General features: G+C 70.6%; 16 protein-coding genes. 14 read left to right on the top strand and 2 right to left on the bottom strand.

Translation table 11 applies throughout. The features are described from left to right. Positions 1 to 104 precede the first annotated feature (104 nt). Positions 105 to 722, bottom strand: coding sequence for a GNAT family N-acetyltransferase (locus tag ACYVK5_RS25215; protein ID WP_460708919.1), 618 nt, complete (start codon positions 720 to 722; stop codon positions 105 to 107). Next, complete coding sequence (locus ACYVK5_RS25220) at positions 719 to 1459, bottom strand: GntR family transcriptional regulator (RefSeq protein ID WP_460708921.1); 741 nt, start codon at positions 1457 to 1459, stop codon at positions 719 to 721. Before ACYVK5_RS25220 ends, ACYVK5_RS25215 begins: the two co-directional genes overlap by 4 nt. 231 nt (positions 1460 to 1690) lie before the next feature. On the opposite strand from ACYVK5_RS25220, the gene ACYVK5_RS25225 reads away from it, so the two are divergent. The 14 genes from ACYVK5_RS25225 to ACYVK5_RS25290 all read left to right on the top strand — a co-directional run bounded on the left by ACYVK5_RS25225 (position 1691) and on the right by ACYVK5_RS25290 (position 14789). Next, complete coding sequence (locus ACYVK5_RS25225) at positions 1691 to 2023, top strand: hypothetical protein (RefSeq protein WP_460708923.1); 333 nt, start codon at positions 1691 to 1693, stop codon at positions 2021 to 2023. A gap of 182 nt (positions 2024 to 2205) precedes the next feature. Continuing rightward, positions 2206 to 2535: a hypothetical protein gene (locus ACYVK5_RS25230; protein WP_460708925.1), complete on the top strand. Its 330-nt coding sequence runs from the start codon at positions 2206 to 2208 to the stop codon at positions 2533 to 2535. A 142-nt stretch (positions 2536 to 2677) separates the two neighbouring features. Beyond that, positions 2678 to 3058 (top strand): hypothetical protein, encoded by a 381-nt coding sequence (locus ACYVK5_RS25235; protein WP_460708927.1) that lies wholly within the window; start codon positions 2678 to 2680, stop codon positions 3056 to 3058. Continuing rightward, the gene (locus tag ACYVK5_RS25240) at positions 3058 to 3909 is read left to right on the top strand and encodes an HAD hydrolase family protein (RefSeq protein WP_460708929.1); all 852 of its coding nucleotides are present in this window, start codon (positions 3058 to 3060) and stop codon (positions 3907 to 3909) included. Before ACYVK5_RS25235 ends, ACYVK5_RS25240 begins: the two co-directional genes overlap by 1 nt. Beyond that, positions 3906 to 4235, top strand: coding sequence for a hypothetical protein (locus ACYVK5_RS25245; RefSeq protein ID WP_460708931.1), 330 nt, complete (start codon positions 3906 to 3908; stop codon positions 4233 to 4235). The genes ACYVK5_RS25240 and ACYVK5_RS25245 overlap by 4 nt, the downstream gene beginning before the upstream one ends. After that, on the top strand, positions 4232 to 4630 hold the full coding sequence (locus ACYVK5_RS25250; protein WP_460708933.1) for a hypothetical protein: 399 nt from the start codon (positions 4232 to 4234) through the stop codon (positions 4628 to 4630). The genes ACYVK5_RS25245 and ACYVK5_RS25250 overlap by 4 nt, the downstream gene beginning before the upstream one ends. After that, positions 4627 to 5478 (top strand): hypothetical protein, encoded by an 852-nt coding sequence (locus ACYVK5_RS25255; protein WP_460708935.1) that lies wholly within the window; start codon positions 4627 to 4629, stop codon positions 5476 to 5478. The genes ACYVK5_RS25250 and ACYVK5_RS25255 overlap by 4 nt, the downstream gene beginning before the upstream one ends. Before the next feature lie 94 nt (positions 5479 to 5572). After that, positions 5573 to 6820, top strand: a complete 1248-nt coding sequence (gene fxlM / locus ACYVK5_RS25260; RefSeq protein ID WP_460708937.1) for a methyltransferase, FxLD system — start codon at positions 5573 to 5575, stop codon at positions 6818 to 6820. 26 nt (positions 6821 to 6846) lie between these two features. Further along, a complete protein-coding gene (locus tag ACYVK5_RS25265) occupies positions 6847 to 7038 on the top strand; it encodes an FxLD family lanthipeptide (RefSeq protein WP_460708939.1) in 192 nt (63 codons plus the stop codon). An 80-nt stretch (positions 7039 to 7118) separates the two neighbouring features. After that, complete coding sequence (locus tag ACYVK5_RS25270) at positions 7119 to 10166, top strand: lantibiotic dehydratase (RefSeq protein ID WP_460708941.1); 3048 nt, start codon at positions 7119 to 7121, stop codon at positions 10164 to 10166. Further along, positions 10163 to 11470, top strand: coding sequence for a lanthionine synthetase C family protein (locus ACYVK5_RS25275; RefSeq protein ID WP_460708943.1), 1308 nt, complete (start codon positions 10163 to 10165; stop codon positions 11468 to 11470). Before ACYVK5_RS25270 ends, ACYVK5_RS25275 begins: the two co-directional genes overlap by 4 nt. After that, a complete protein-coding gene (locus ACYVK5_RS25280) occupies positions 11443 to 12279 on the top strand; it encodes a thiopeptide-type bacteriocin biosynthesis protein (RefSeq protein ID WP_460708945.1) in 837 nt (278 codons plus the stop codon). The genes ACYVK5_RS25275 and ACYVK5_RS25280 overlap by 28 nt, the downstream gene beginning before the upstream one ends. Positions 12280 to 12321: 42 nt before the next feature. Continuing rightward, positions 12322 to 13464, top strand: a complete 1143-nt coding sequence (locus ACYVK5_RS25285; protein ID WP_460708947.1) for a hypothetical protein — start codon at positions 12322 to 12324, stop codon at positions 13462 to 13464. A gap of 56 nt (positions 13465 to 13520) precedes the next feature. Then, complete coding sequence (locus tag ACYVK5_RS25290) at positions 13521 to 14789, top strand: cytochrome P450 family protein (protein ID WP_460708949.1); 1269 nt, start codon at positions 13521 to 13523, stop codon at positions 14787 to 14789. Positions 14790 to 14795 lie beyond the last annotated feature (6 nt).

Genomic DNA, 14795 nt, shown 5'->3' on the forward strand with positions numbered 1-14795 from the left:
GCCGCCATCATTCCTCAACTTCCGGGTGTTCGATGTCTCCATCTAACCCGGGGCGAGACAGTCTCTCGTGCTGGCTCCGTGACCTGTCCGGCGGCGGAGTTCTGTCAGTGGCTACGGACCGCATGCGGGGGCATGCCTGGCAGGGAGGTATGGGTCTCACGCATCGGAAGGGCTCTGCTGGCGTTGGGCGGCACGCCGTTCCAGGACGGAGGCAGCACGTTCTCGAGGCGCCGTTCGAAAAGAGCGCCCGACATGCGATGGGGGTGCTCGACAATGCGCACGAGCTCGAAGCCGAGCGACTGGTAGTACGAATGGAGCCGCGTGTTGTCGCGCATGCAGTCCAGGCGGAGGGCTGATCGTCCAGCACCGGCCGCTGCTGCTGCGATCATCTCGATGAAGAGTGCACCGTATCCCTCTCCGTGGGTCGCCGACATGACGCGAGCCAGGTACCAGGCCTGGTCCAGGTCATCCGCTTCCGTCCAGAAGTCCTCGTCGGGTGGGGCTAGGGCACCGACAACAAGGAGTGCCTCACCCTCAGTGAGTGCGACGAATCGGCCTTGGTCCAGGAGCCGATCAATTGCTTGGTGCGCGAGCTTCGACCAGTGCGGGCCTTGCTGGTCCGGCCAGCCGTGCTCGGCGAGCCAGACTTCGACCTGGTCACGAAGGGCATGGATGACGGCGCGGTCATCGTCTCGGCAGCGCCGGAGTCGCATATGGCTCATGGCTCGAGCTCGTAGGTGATGTGGACGCGGTCGGATGCCATGAGCGTGACCATGTGGCGGACCGGTCGACTGTGCTGGTCGAACCCGGTGCGGCTGTGCACTATCAGCGGTACTCCACGTCCGGTCTTGAGCGACCGGGCTTCTTCGGGCGTAGGCATCCGCGCGCTGATCTCGTCGGCCCACCGCGCCTGCGCAAGGCCTACGTGAGCGAGGATCCCGCCCGGCGCACTGATGTCTCCAGGTTGCAGAAAGATCGGGTGCTCCTCGGCGATCCAGAACGGGAAGAAGCTGTCGGCGAGCTGGTGGGGTTCGCCGTTAACGAATCGTGTCCGACGTCGGGCCACGACTTGGTCGCCAGGATCGATCTGAAGTGCCTTAGCCACGCCCGAGGATGCCTCCTCGATGCGCACCGAAACCTCAGCGTGTGGCGTTCCTCCCTGTGCCCGGACAGCCATCGCCCACGCATCGGCCTCAGCGGTATGAGCGTTGGGTTTTTCCCATGAGGACATCGGCCAGGACATGCGCTCTCGCTTCAAGACTCGTCGGCGGGCTCTTCCCTGTACTCCGATCAGCCCTTCGTTCTCCAGCGTGGTGAACGCTCGGCGCACGGTAGTCCTGGAGATCTTGAACTCTTCGATGAGCTCCGCTTCGGAAGGGAGCTCACCGTCGTACTGGCCAGCATCGATGCGCTGCCGGATGGCTTCTGTCAGCACTTCATGCTTCGCCTCGACGGACATCCGATTCTCCTCTGTCTGTTGACACACCAACTGTAGTCCCTGTAGAAACAGTCTCGCTTGTCACTACAAGTGCTACATGGACTACAGGTAGGTGCCCCGAGTCGACTCGTCGGTGACGAGAGGAGACGGATCCATGGAAGGCCTAGTGAGCGGCCTGAGCGTCGAACTGGCGCTGTGGACGCTGGTGTACACGGTGATCGGCGCGTGCGCCTGTCTTCTGGCGGTGCGCGCATGGGACCGCTGAGCAGCGCCGACCTGTCAGGAGAACTGGGCGGGCGCAAGACGACCGTTCCCGGTGACGTCGTGCGGGCCTTGGTCGCCGCGACACGGATGCTTGCCGACGTCGGGATCCCGATCGCCGCGGTTACCGTGGCCGGTACCGGGATCGTGCAGATCCGCCCTCGGAGCCTCGCCGATGGCGACGAGGTGGCGCGTCGACTCGGGCTGACCGACTCGACACCGCACATGCACCTGATCCCGCCACAGCGTGAGTGGTGCGGGCGTCTCGATGGTATGGAAGTGCACGTCCACTCCCGCTTGCTGTCCCCCGGAGCGCGGCGATGAGCCGTTCCGAACCCGCGCGCGCTGGCGCGAGAATTTGGCAGAGCCGCAACTTTCCGCCGCCGGGGTCGCATCATCCCAGTTCAGGACGCCGCCCAAGTCGCGGAGAAAGTTTGCAACCTCGACGGGGTTCTCACGGCACGTTCTCAACCACACTGAGCAGCCATGCCGGAACGGGGGCGACCATGGAGCATGCGACCGACCTGATGTCCAAGATCCGCAGCGACGCGGATCTCACCGTGTGCGAACTACGCCTCGTCTCTGCCCCGACCACGGTCTGCGGCGACCGCCTCCCGGCCGTGAGCGTCGAGGTTGCCGACACGGTCAGTGCACGTCTCCTGGCCGGTGACCTCGGTCTCATTCCGGACCCCGATCGCGGCTCACTCACCTGGGATGGCTGGACCCGTGTCCCGCGGAGTATGCCCGGGGTGGTGTGGTGCACCGTTACGGTGCGCCCCACCGCCGAGTTCGTGGAGGCTCTCAAGCGGGTTCCAATCCAGGCAGGTCCGGCATGAGCGCCGCGACGACTACGACCGCACCGTGCATGGGGGGCGGGTGGCTGCGCTCCGCGTGTGTGAGCTACCTCCGAGCTTCCAAGCGCCTACGCGGTAGCGAGGCTCACCATTCGATCCCGCCCGCCATAACAGGGGGGACGGCATGAGTGGGGTCAAACCCTTGGCGCTCGGGTACGTCAGCGCGAGCCAGGCCGAGGCCCGCGACCGGCAGAGCCAGGCCGTGGCTGACCACGCGAGTGAGGAGGGTTTCGCGTTGGCTAGCGTCCTGGTCGATACCCGGGATGGCTTCACGATCAGTGAGCTCGTCGCGGCCGCGCTGCTTCACGAGGCGAAGGCCGTGATCTTGCCAGCTGAAACCAGCATCGCCGCGGCCCGCAACCGACTCATGGCCGAACTCACGCCGCATGGTGCCGCCTGCCACGTGATTGGCACCACCACCAGGACGCCGTTGGAGACGGCGACCGACCTTTCCCATGCACTGTCGCGCGGAGGCGCAGTGCGGACCTCGGACGGAACACGATGATGCTTACCCAGACCCACCACCAGAGCGACGCGATGCTGGCGGCGCTCGATATCGACGGCACCGTGACCCGCGAGGGGTCGATCCAGGTGCCCAGCCGGACGATCACGACCGTGGCAGCCGTGCGTGCTGAGGGCCACGATGTCGTTCTTGCCTCCGGGCGTTCCCTGGCCGGCATCCTTCCGGTGGCCGAGCGGCTCAAGCTGACCGAAGCCTTCGTCGTGGCGTCGAGCGGCGCCGTGACAGCGCTGCTGGACCCCCGAATGCCCGGTGGATACGAGGTCGTCTCCGCCGAGATGTTCGATGCGGGTCCCATCATCGAGCTGGTTTGCGCGCGCCAACCCGGTGCACGCATTGCCATCGAGGAGGTCGGGTGGGGCTACTTTGTCACGGACAGATTCCCCGACGGCGCCATCAACGGCAACCAGATGCGCCTGCCGCTCACCGATCTGATGGCTGCCCGCACCCCACGCCTCATCCTGCGAGCACCTGGCGTCGCGGCCGAGCTGCTAGAGCACCTGTGGGAGCTGGGTGTGACGGCGCGCGCCAGCTCGCCCGACTCGATCGACGTCACCCCGAACGGCGTGTCGAAGGCGACGGCGCTCGAGCCTGTCCGGGCGAAGCTGGGCGTGTCCAGGGCGCGGGTGGTGGTCGTCGGTGACGGGCAGATCGACCTCCCGATGTTCGAGTGGGCCCGGGCCGGAGGCGGCCGCGCGGTGGCGATGGGACACGCGCCGCAGGCGGTCCGCGCGGCTGCGGGTGAGGTGACCGGGACTCTCGAGGAGAACGGCGCCGCGGCGGTGCTGGACTCGATCCTCACCGCTGAGAGCACGCTGGCGGTGGTCGCCCGATGAGGTTCACCGACGCACTCGCCCAGGCCATCGACATGTGGTTTGAGCCCGGTCGGCACATGGTCATCCTCGTCACCTGCGCCGATGACCCCCAGGAACATCTGACGGCCTGCCAGCTGTGGTCGACCAACCCCCAGGGCGCTCTGGTCCAACGCGACGACATCGCCGTGACCGGCAAGGAAACGCGCCAGGACGTTGTCTTCGCGGTCGTAGCGACAGGATGCAGCGTCGACCTGACCAAGGACGCGGAACCCCTCTGGCGCGAGGACGCCAGGACCCCCGCGACACACCTGCTGGACGTTCGCCGACCGATGAGGGGGCAGCGATGATCCGCCGCCGCACGGAGCGCAAGATCGGCCGCCTTGCGGAGCTGCTGCGGCTGGGCCTGATGTGCCTCGACCTGAAAAGCGTGCCCGTCGTGATCCGCGCCGAGCCCAGTCACGGACGGCGGCTTACTTCCTGCGAGCTGTGGACCACCACCGGCGAGGGCGCCCGCCGCATCTGTGACCTGCCCGGCGGCGCGGACCTCACCATCGAGATGGTCGAACAGGCCATCGTCACGACCGGACTCTTCCGGCACATCGCCGTCGGGAACGCCCAATGGACAGCCTCACCCGGCGGCACGGCCGTGGAACTGGACCTGACAGATCCCGGCGGCCGGCCCGGCCCCGAACTTGTCAGCACCACCACACAGCACGCCGACGGACCAAGGAGCAGCACATGAACGCCTCAACGGACACACCGTCGGTCGGCGGCCAGGCGCCGGCGGATCCGCGGCGGCTGAGTGCGTTCCTGGGCCTGGGGCTGGAGGCCATGCTGCGGGGCCAGGAGGTGCCGTGGGAGAACGTGCCGGGCGGCTGGGATGCCTGGTGGGTGGCGGTGCGCTCCGATGGACGCCTGCTGCCGGACAGCGCCATGGAGGGCACGTGCAGATCATGCCGCGAGGCAGCCAGCTCGTTTCTGCCATCGGCGGTGTCGACCGTCTCGTGCGGGTGTTTCGAGCAGTGGGCGAGGACCTTCACGTCCCCTGCCATGGAGTGGTCGCTTCCGCAGCGGCTGACCGTGGCGATGATCAAGCCGGGCGTCCCTGATGCTCCGATCAGGGCGCACCTGCGAGGCAGGTTCCGCATCGTGAAGGACGTGACGCGTCGGTTGCGAGCAAACGACGTCGTGCGGTTGACCCCCTTCGCGTGCGGCGACTTCTTGAAGGCATCGACCGAGTACCTGACCGGGGGACTGGTGCGGGTCTTGGTGATGCACGGGGGCGAGCACGCGATCGCCGAAGCCCTGCAGATCAAGCAGACGGTGCGTAATGAGATCGGTGGGGACGAGGTTCGCGATGGTTTGCATGTGCCCGTCACACCGGCCGATGCGCTGGCCGACATCGCGCTTCTGGCCGGCGGCGCCGTTCAGAAGGAGCAGTACCAGCGTCGAGTGGTCAACGACCCGCGCGGAGCTCGCACCCGGATCGACGCCTACCAGGAGCGTGTGGGGCCTGGGCACGGCCAGGGTGATCCCGCTGAAGGCCTAGCGAGGGATCGTCCATCACAGGCAGCCGGGGTGGCGGAGTGAGGGGACGTTCACGGTGTGATCGGCCTCCGCGAGGCAGGCAGTCCAAGCAGATCGAACCGGCGCTCGAGGAGCGTCAAGGAAGGAGCGGCACGACATGACGAGCAAGACGACGGTGAACGAGACGGCCGAGGACCCGGAGGTGCTGCGGGCCGAGATGGTCGACGATCTGGTGAGCAACGGAACGGTGCGGTCGCCGGGAGTTGAGAAGGCGCTGCGCACGGTGCCGCGGCACACGTTCCGTGGACCGGATGACTCTCTGGCTGACGCGTACAAGACCGGCCGGGTGCTACACAGCACGAGCGATGAGTCGGGCACGGCGGTGTCGATGATCTCGGCCGTCGACGTCCAGGCCATGATGCTGGAGCTGGGCCTGCCGGCCGGGGGCGAGCGCGTGCTCGAGATCGGCAGCGGCGGCTACAACGCCGCGCTGCTGGCGGAGATGGTCGGCCCGGATGGGCAGGTCACGACCGTGGACATCGACGAGCGCGTGACCGACCGTGCCAGTCGGTACCTGGCCGAGGCCGGGTACGGCGGCGTGCACGTGGTGCTGGCCGACGCCGATGGTGGGGTGCCGGCCTACGGTCCGTTCGACCTGATCATGGCGACCACGTCGGTGGCCGACCTGCCGCCGGCGTGGGTCGAGCAGCTCGCTCCGGGCGGGCGGATCGTGGTCCCGCTGCGCCTGAGCGGCACGACACGGGTCGTGGTGCTCCAGCGCGACGGCGAGCGCCTGCGCGGTGGCCGGTACGAGCTGTCGCACTTCGTGCCGATGCGCGGGGTGGCCAGCCCCGAGGAGCGGCTGCTGCAGCTGGCCGAGGGTGTGCAGCTGCTGACCGACGCGGACGTGCGCGCCGACGAGCGCTCCCTTGCCGAGGCACTGGGCACCAGCGGCGTCGTCGCGTGGGCGCCGCCGGTGGACGTCGAACGTTTCGACGGCCTGCACATGTGGCTCCTGGCGAACGCGCCGGGGCGGTTCGGTCTGATGACCGCGACCGCCGCCGCGCGGGACGCCGGCGTGGTCCGGCACGCCTGGGGGCTGGGGATGCCCGTGATCCTCGATGCGACCGGCACGTCGCTGGCCTACCTGACGCTGGACAACACCGACGACCAGCTTCGGTTCGGCGGGGTCGGGCACGGCCCGGCCGCACGCGAGCTGGCCGACAGGTTCGCCGCGCTGGTGGCCTCGTGGGACGGCACCAGCCACGGGGCGCAGATCGACATCTACCCGGCCGACACCCCGGGCGACCAGCTCCTGTCCGGTGAGCACACGGCCGTGCTGGCACGGCCCCGCACCCGTGTGGCCATCTCCTGGCCCGCGACCCAGGCGCCGACCGGCGCCTGACCGCCAAGAAGGAAGGAAACCCAGCCATGGTTCTGGCGATGTCCCGCCCCGAGGCCGACACCGCGTTCGGCCTCCCCCAGGTCCCGCCCGCCGCGGAAGGAGGGTTCGACCTGGACATCACCGTCATCGAGAGCGGACCGGACGTGGAGGACCTGTTCAGCCTGACCAACGACAACTGCGGGACGACCTGCGAGAGCGCCTGCACGTCCTGCAAGTAGTTCGCCGCCCCTGACGCGTGGCCCCCCGAGGACGCGCCCCTGTTTCTCGGGGTCCACGCACCCTACCGACGAGGTTTCCGATGACCTTCACCGCCACGGGTCTGCCAATGATCCGCCTGCCTCTGTTTCCTGGCCATGTCCCGCCCCCGCCCGCCTCGAGCGTGGCGCGGGGTGACGTGCATGCCTGGTTGGAGGAGGTCTGGACCGGGCCGTTCGCCGCGGCGGTGGAGCTGGCCAGCCCCGACCTGGCCGCCCGCGTGCGCCACCTGCTCGCCCAGCCCCAGACGCTCGGCGATGCCGATACGGCGAAGGTGGCGCGCGCGGTGGCCCGGTACGCGCGCCGGGCACAGTCGCGCGCGACGCCGTTCGGCCTGTTCGCCGGGGTCGCGCCAGTCGACTTCACCGAGGCCGCCAGCGTGGCCGCGGGGAGTGACCATGTCGGTGTTCCACGCGTCGACGGGGTGTGGCTGACCGACGTCGTGGACCGGTTGGAGCGGTACCCAGAGCTGCTGCGCCGGCTGCCGGTGCGGGCCAACGAGCTGGCCGTCGTGCGCGATGGCCGGCTCGTCCTGGGACACCGGCCCGCTACCGTGACGCGGGGCGGTACCCGCGAGGTCTCGGCGGCGCTGACCGGCCCCGTCGTGATCGCGATGCGGGCTGCCCGAGAGCCTGTTCTGTTCGAGCAGGTGACGGGCGAGCTCATGCAGGACTTTCCCGATGCGCGTGCGGGCGTGGTCGAAACGATGCTTACCACGCTGGTGCGGCAAGGCTTCCTGACCACCAGCCTGCGCCCCAACCCGTCGTCGACCGACCCCCTTGGCGACCTGATGGCCGCGCTCGAGGTCGCAGGCGCACGCGACCTGCCGTCGGTCGCGCCCCTGGTCGGTGCGCTCGATGCCCTCGCCACCGACACCCGGCCCGCACCGGTCCAGGCCACCTCGGCTGGTACGTGGCGGGCGATCGCCGCCCGGCAGCGCGCCCTCGCACCCGCGGAGCGGCCTGTGGGCGTGGATGTGCGCGCCGACGCGTATGTCACCCTGCCGCGACACGTCGCTCAGCAGGCCGGGCGGGCGGCCGATCTGCTGACACGTCTGACCTCGTATCCGGCAGGCATGCCCGCCTGGGTGGACTATCACGGCCGGTTCCTGGAGCGGTACGGGCCCGGCGCCGTCGTGCCCCTGGCCGACCTACTGGGAGAGACCGGGCTCGGCTATCCAGCCACCTACGTCGGCACGCGCATCACCCTGTCCCGGACGGGGCCCCTGGAGCGCGAGCGGGTGCTGATGCGGCTGGCCCAGCACGCCGCGCTCGCCCGCTCCCGCGAGGTCGAGCTCGACGAGCGCCTCCTGCAGGACCTGGCCGTCGCCGACCCGCAGTCCGTCCAGCCGCACACCGAGCTGCGCTTCGAGCTGCACGCACCCAGCCGCGCGGCCATCGACGACGGCGACTTCACGCTGCTGGTCACCAGCGCCGCCCGGGCCGCGGGGACCACCACCGGACGGTTCTGGCACCTGCTCACCGAGCCCGACCGGGACCGCGCTCGCGCGGCGATGCGCGCACTACCCACGCTCGAGGCCGGTGCGCTGCGAGCGCAGGTGGCCGTGGGGCCGCTGAACCTGCGCACCCTGAACATCACCGGCAGCGGACAGGTGCTCGACCACGTCATCCACCCCGACAGCCCAGCATCCGACGGCGGCGAGCAGATCCTGCTGGAGGACCTCGCGGTCACCGCCGACGTCGACCGGATAGGACTGGTCTGGCTGCGCCACGACGAGGCGGTGCCGGTGGAGCCGACGACGGTCACCGCGATCGAGCTCACCCGAGCCGCACACCCCCTGGCGCGATTCCTGTGCGAGATCAGTACCGGCCGCTCAGCGCCGTGTGACCTGCTGGATTGGGGGGCTGCTGTCGATCTGCCGTTCCTGCCGCGGTTGCGCCACGGCACAGCGATCCTGTCCCCGGCCCGCTGGCGCCTGCATGCCGACGACCTGCCTGCCGAGCCCGGTGACCGGTGGCGGCAGGAGCTTGCCCGCTGGCGAGAGCAGTACATGCTCCCGACCGCAGTGCTGCTGGCCGAGGACGACCGGCGCCTGCGCCTGGACCTGGACGCGAGCACCGACCAGGACCTGCTGCATACCCACCTGGCCCGCCATGGATCCGCCCGCCTGGTCGAAGCACCTGACCCGGACGCGTTCGGCTGGCTGGACGGCCGCCCCCACGAGATCGTCGTCCCCCTCGCCACCCAGCAGCCCAGCACTCCGCCGCCACCCGCCAGGCTGCCGGCCAGCCAGCGCCTCCACACCGGTCTCGCGCACCTGCCCGGCCACGGCCAGTGGCTGTCGGCCCACATCTACTCCGGCCCCGACCGGCTCGACGCCATCCTGGTCGACCACCTGCCCGCACTGCTGACCCACCTGCCCGACGGCGTCAGCTGGTGGTTCCTGCCCTACGCCCACCCCGAACCACACCTGCGCCTGCGCCTGGCCACCAGCAAGAACCTGACCCTCGCCGACGGGATGGAACACCTCGGCACCTGGACCCAGCTCCTGCGCGAGCGCGGCCTGGCCAGCCACGCCGTCCTCGACACCTACCGGCCCGAGACCGGCCGCTACGGCACCGGCGAACTCCTGGCCGCCGCACACGAGTTCTTCGCCGCCGACTCCGCCGCCGCACGCCTCCAGCGCGCCGCCACCCGCCACGACCGGGCCGCACGTCCCGCGCTGACCGCCGCGGCCTTCACCCGGATCGCCGCGGCAATGACCGCCAGCCCGGCCGCCGGGGCGCACTGGCTACTGGCCAACACGCCCCGCACCCCCGACACGCCCCCAGACCGCGACACGCGCACCCACGCCATCGCCCTGGCCGACCCCGACGACGGCCTCGCCTTCACCCGACTGCCCGGCACAGGCAATCTCGTGTCCGCCTGGTACCGCCGCGACAAAGCCGCCCGCGCCTACCGCAACGCGCTCACCAACCGGGACACCGACCCCGCAGCGTGGATCCCGGACCTGCTGCACCTGCACTCGGTGCGCATGGTCGGCCTGCGACCTGACGACGAACACCGCGCTCTGCACCTGGCCCGCGCCGCCGCCCTAGCCCAGACCGCCCGAGCAAGGAGCCACACATGACCCCCACCCTCAGCCGCTCTGACGCCGGGCTACCCGCCTCCACCAGGACGACGGCGCTCGCGGCCGCGGCGGCGGTCGCCGATCTGCTGCAGGACCCTGCCGGTGTGCCGCACGGGACCGGGCGCGCTCGGCGCCAGTCCCTGGGTGGGGGAGCGGCAGGGATCGCGCTGCTGCACATCGAGCGCGCCCGCACCGGACACGGCCCGTGGGCGCGGGCGCACGACTGGCTGCGGGAGGCCGCCGTCGAGCAGGTCTCGGCCGGCCACAACGCCAGCCTGTTCTTCGGCGCCCCGGCGCTGGGCCTGGTGATGCACACCGCCACCGACGGCACCACGCTGTCCGGAGCGCTCGCCGGGATGGATGACGCGACCATCCGGCTCACCCGCACCCGGCTCGGTGTGGCCCGGGCCCGCGCCGCGGCGGGCGAGGTACCGCCGATGGGGGAGTACGACCTCATCCGCGGCATATCCGGGCTCGCCGCCTACCACCTGACCCGCCACCCCGAGCACGGCATCACGGCCGAGACCCTGACCTACCTCGCCGAGCTCACGCGCTCCCTGCCAGATGGAAAACCCGGCTGGTGGACCCGCACCGCCCCGACCGCCGAGACCGCCGGCAGCCCGGAGTACGCGAACGGTCACGGCAACATGAGCATGTCCCACGGCATCGCCGCCACCGTGAGCGTGCTGTCCCTCGCGCTGCTGCGCGGCGACAGGTTCCCCGACTCCGCGCTCAGGGAAGTTCGCGACGCCGTCGGACGAGCATGTGCCTGGTATGACCGATGGGCCAGGCGGGATGAGGACGGGCTCTGGTGGCCCGGGACCATGACCGCCGGACAGGCCGACGGCGTCGCTCCGCCACCCGGATGGCGCCAGCCACCTAGTTGGTGTTACGGCACGCCCGGCATCGCGCGGGCCCTGCAACTGGCCGCCCTGGCCACCGGCAACGACCGGTTGCGCGGCCAGGCCGAGCAGGCGCTCCTGGCCGAGCTGCGCGACCAGAACCACCTGGCCCAGATCACCGCGGCGGGCCTGTGTCATGGCCTGGCAGGTCTCCTGCAGTGCACGTGGCGGATCGCCGCCGACGCCGCCAGCAGTGACCTGGCCGGCGAGCTGCCCCAGCTCGTGGCGAGGCTCACCGCCCGGCTGAACCGGGACCTCGACGACCGCGCGGATGCCGGCGGCGTCGAGGACATCGGCCAGGTCGAGTTCCTTGACGGCGTCGCCGGCGCCGCCCTGGCACTGCACACCGTCGCGAGCGATCACCGGGAGGCGCTGTGGGACACCAGCCTGCTGCTGCACTGACCCGACCGGCCACCGTTCTGGCCCGCTGGCATCCCCACTGGCATCAGGTCAACCTCCGGTTCGCCGAGCGCGCCGCCGGGGAGGCCGCCGCGATCAGCCACCTCAGCAAGCTGTCCGGCGACACCTCCGAGCCAGCCAGCTGGTTCTTCATCCGCAAGGCCCCCTGGTGGAGGCTGCGTTTCCACGCTCGACCGGACGAGGCCACAGCCCTCTACCACCGCCTGCACCGGATGATCGGCGACGGCGTACTCGCCGAATGGGTGGTCACCACCTACGAGCCCGAGAACCGAGCGTTCGGCGGGGACCGCGCGATGCGCACTGCCCACGAGCTCTTCACCCGCGACAGCCGGCACGTGCTGGCCTACCTCACCGACCGGCACGCTCGCCCAGAACCCGCCGATCAGCGCGGCCAGGTCTCGCTTCTGCTGTGCACCCTCATGCTGCGCACCGCACGGCAGGACTGGTACGAGCAAGGCGACGTGTGGCACCGGGTAGCCAAGCACCGCGCCTTCCAGCCCGGCCAGGCGGCCCCGACGCGCGACGAGGTCGCGCAGGTGCGCCGCCGCCTTCAGCTCGACACAGTCCGCGTGCTGGACGAAGGGCACATGTCCTGGCTGCTGCCCTGGGCCGACGCCTACGCCCAGGCCGGGACCAGCATCGGCGTCGACCACACCGGCGGCCTGCTCGAGCGCGGCGTGCGCAGTGTCCTGGCCCACCACGTGCTGTTCGCGTGGAACCGGATCGGACTCTCACCCACCGACCAGGCCCGCCTCGCTCACGCCGCGGCCGCAGCCGTGTTCGACGACTGACCCCCCCTCTCATCCCGCCTCCAACTCGAGGAGATCACGCCAGTGTTCACCACCCTCGACAGCCCACTCGCCGCCGCGCCGGCCTGGTTCCCGCTGGTCCCACGCGACCGGCCAGCCTGCCAGGCGCCAGCCGACCGCATCACCGACCTCGACACCCACGCCGACGCCGCCGACACCCACCCCGACGCGAACGACCGCATCACCGCGGCGACCCGCGCCCTGAACCTCGCGGCCCTGCTCCTGTCCGACGTCGGCCACGCCCGCCAGGCCAGCGAACTGTGCACGGCTCAATACGACGTCTTCCGCCGCCATGCCCCACTGGGCGAGCTCCACGCCACCTGGGCACTGCAGCCCCTGGTCAACATCGCCCGCCTGCGCACCCGAGCCGGAGACGGACCAGCCGCCCACCGCATACTCACCGCCCTCCACCACGCCGTCACCACCGACACGCCCGCCCGAATCGACGGCCACGACTACGACATCACGGAACTCGCCCCCGACGAGCTGCCCACCCTCGCCAAATTCACCTGGTCCGTCCTGCTCGCCGACGGCGGCCACGCCCTCGTGCAGGCCGGACGCTGGACCGAGGCGCTCACGGCGGCTCGCGAGCACCACGGTGTCGGCGAACGGCTCCTGGACGGCCGCCAGATCGCCGTGCTCGCACACATCAGCGCCGCGGAGTACGACGCCGCGCGCGACCTGGTCGCGCACACGCGCCGCCAGGAGCCGTGGGAGGGACTGGTGGCTGTCATCCTGGCCGGTCTCACCGGGCTCGCCGCCGACCACCCGCCCCGCCTGGCGCCCGACGAGGTCGAGCAGTACGTCGACAGCCTGGACCAGAATCCTGGCCTGGAGGTGTTCCGCGCCCGCGCGACCCTGCTGTTGCTCGGCCTGATGGACCCCGACCATCCCCGAGCCCATGCGGTCGGATCTGCTCTCACCGCTGCTCTGACTGCCGCCGGCGACGGGTATGTGGCCCGAGACCTCCTCTCGGCGCGCTGGGTCGCACCCCACCTGAGCAACACCACCCGGGCCCAGGCCGTCGTGACTCTCCACGCCGCCGGCCTGACCACACCGCTCCCACGCGAGGACGTCGACCACGTCCTGGCCCTCGCCCACCGCGCCGCACGCAGCCTCGACGCCGCACTCACCCAGGTAGCCGCGGCCCCCAGCTCCATGACCTGACCCCCGGGAGACCCCCCAGAATGCATGACTACCCCAGTCCACCCACGTACCCGGCCGTGAGCGAGCCCGGCTCACTGGCCATGGCCCCCTTTGTCCAGTCCCCGATGCACTTGCACAGCCCGGCAGACGTCCCGGTGCTTGCCGACGTCCTCGCGGCACCCGACGTCGAGTCCGCCTGGACCGGGCTGCGCAAACGATGGGGCGACATCACCCCCGTCGAGGTGGAAGCGGGCGTTCGCGCCTGGCTCGTAACGGGATACTCGACGATCGTCAAACTCGGCCGCGAGTCCGGCCTGGTCACCACCGACGCCAGCGTGTGGAACCGCGAGCGCCACGGGCCGCTGCCCGCGATCTTGCGGCCGTTCCAGCTTGAGGCCGGGCAGACGGTGGAGACAGCTGCAGGGCCGGTTCATGCTCGGTTGCGTGCCCCGCTCGAGGAGGTGCTCGCCGCCGTCGACGCGGCGCAGATCAAGCGCGTCACGGGCAGTGTGTGCGACGACCTGGTCGACAAGCTGGCCTCCATGCAGCGGGCCGATCTGATGGCAGAGTACGTGGTGCCGGTGGCGCGCCGCGCCCTCGGCGCGGCCCTGGGTCTGGATCTCGAAACCGGGCGCCAGGTCTTCGAGCTCGCTGACGACCTCGCCGCCGGGCAAGCGGACGCGTCGATTATTGACGATCTGAGCTTTCTGCTCAGCGGGCAGGTGATGCGCGACGCCGGCGGCGAGCTCACCCCCTTCGGCCTGCTCGCACAACACAGCGCGTACGGGGACGACCGCGAGGCGGTGGGGGGTCTGCTTTCCTTGGTGGCCGGCGCCAGTCGGGGCGTGCAGGCATGGCTGGGCCAGACGCTGCTCCTGGCCCTGACCGACCAGCAGTTCCGCCGACGGCTGGCCGGCGGGCGGCTGGGAACCGACGAGGCTCTCGACGAGGTCTTGTGGTACGCATCGCCGGTGAGCCTGCTGGCGCCGCGGTTCGCCCTCAAGACAGGCCGCTTGCTGAGCGAGACCACGTGGGTCAACAGCGGGGACGCGGTTCTCCTAGCAGCCGGAGCGGCCGCCTCGGACCCGGAAATCCGCGGCGAGAGCCCATGGGAGGAACTCGGCAACCGCGCGCACCTGGCATGGGGTGCGGGCTCACGCCGCTGCCCCGGACAGCGGCCGGCCCGCCTGATCGTCCGGACTGCCGTCGAGGTCCTCCTGCGCCGCGTAGAACCCGTACTTGACGCCGGCGCTTCGGAGGTCCGCTGGGCACCCGACATCCGGTTCCGCCGGCCGCAGGCCCTGCCGGTTCGGCTCCGCCAGCCCGAGACGATGCCCCGCCCCTGATATGTC

This window comes from Myceligenerans halotolerans (genome assembly GCF_054782975.1).

Coding starts and splice junctions, on each gene's coding strand:
- ACYVK5_RS25215 (WP_460708919.1), bottom strand. CDS start 722: ATGAGCCATATGCGACTCCGGCGCTGCCGAGACGATGACCGCGCCGTC.
- ACYVK5_RS25220 (WP_460708921.1), bottom strand. CDS start 1,459: ATGTCCGTCGAGGCGAAGCATGAAGTGCTGACAGAAGCCATCCGGCAG.
- ACYVK5_RS25225 (WP_460708923.1), top strand. CDS start 1,691: ATGGGACCGCTGAGCAGCGCCGACCTGTCAGGAGAACTGGGCGGGCGC.
- ACYVK5_RS25230 (WP_460708925.1), top strand. CDS start 2,206: ATGGAGCATGCGACCGACCTGATGTCCAAGATCCGCAGCGACGCGGAT.
- ACYVK5_RS25235 (WP_460708927.1), top strand. CDS start 2,678: ATGAGTGGGGTCAAACCCTTGGCGCTCGGGTACGTCAGCGCGAGCCAG.
- ACYVK5_RS25240 (WP_460708929.1), top strand. CDS start 3,058: ATGCTTACCCAGACCCACCACCAGAGCGACGCGATGCTGGCGGCGCTC.
- ACYVK5_RS25245 (WP_460708931.1), top strand. CDS start 3,906: ATGAGGTTCACCGACGCACTCGCCCAGGCCATCGACATGTGGTTTGAG.
- ACYVK5_RS25250 (WP_460708933.1), top strand. CDS start 4,232: ATGATCCGCCGCCGCACGGAGCGCAAGATCGGCCGCCTTGCGGAGCTG.
- ACYVK5_RS25255 (WP_460708935.1), top strand. CDS start 4,627: ATGAACGCCTCAACGGACACACCGTCGGTCGGCGGCCAGGCGCCGGCG.
- fxlM (WP_460708937.1), top strand. CDS start 5,573: ATGACGAGCAAGACGACGGTGAACGAGACGGCCGAGGACCCGGAGGTG.
- ACYVK5_RS25265 (WP_460708939.1), top strand. CDS start 6,847: ATGGTTCTGGCGATGTCCCGCCCCGAGGCCGACACCGCGTTCGGCCTC.
- ACYVK5_RS25270 (WP_460708941.1), top strand. CDS start 7,119: ATGACCTTCACCGCCACGGGTCTGCCAATGATCCGCCTGCCTCTGTTT.
- ACYVK5_RS25275 (WP_460708943.1), top strand. CDS start 10,163: ATGACCCCCACCCTCAGCCGCTCTGACGCCGGGCTACCCGCCTCCACC.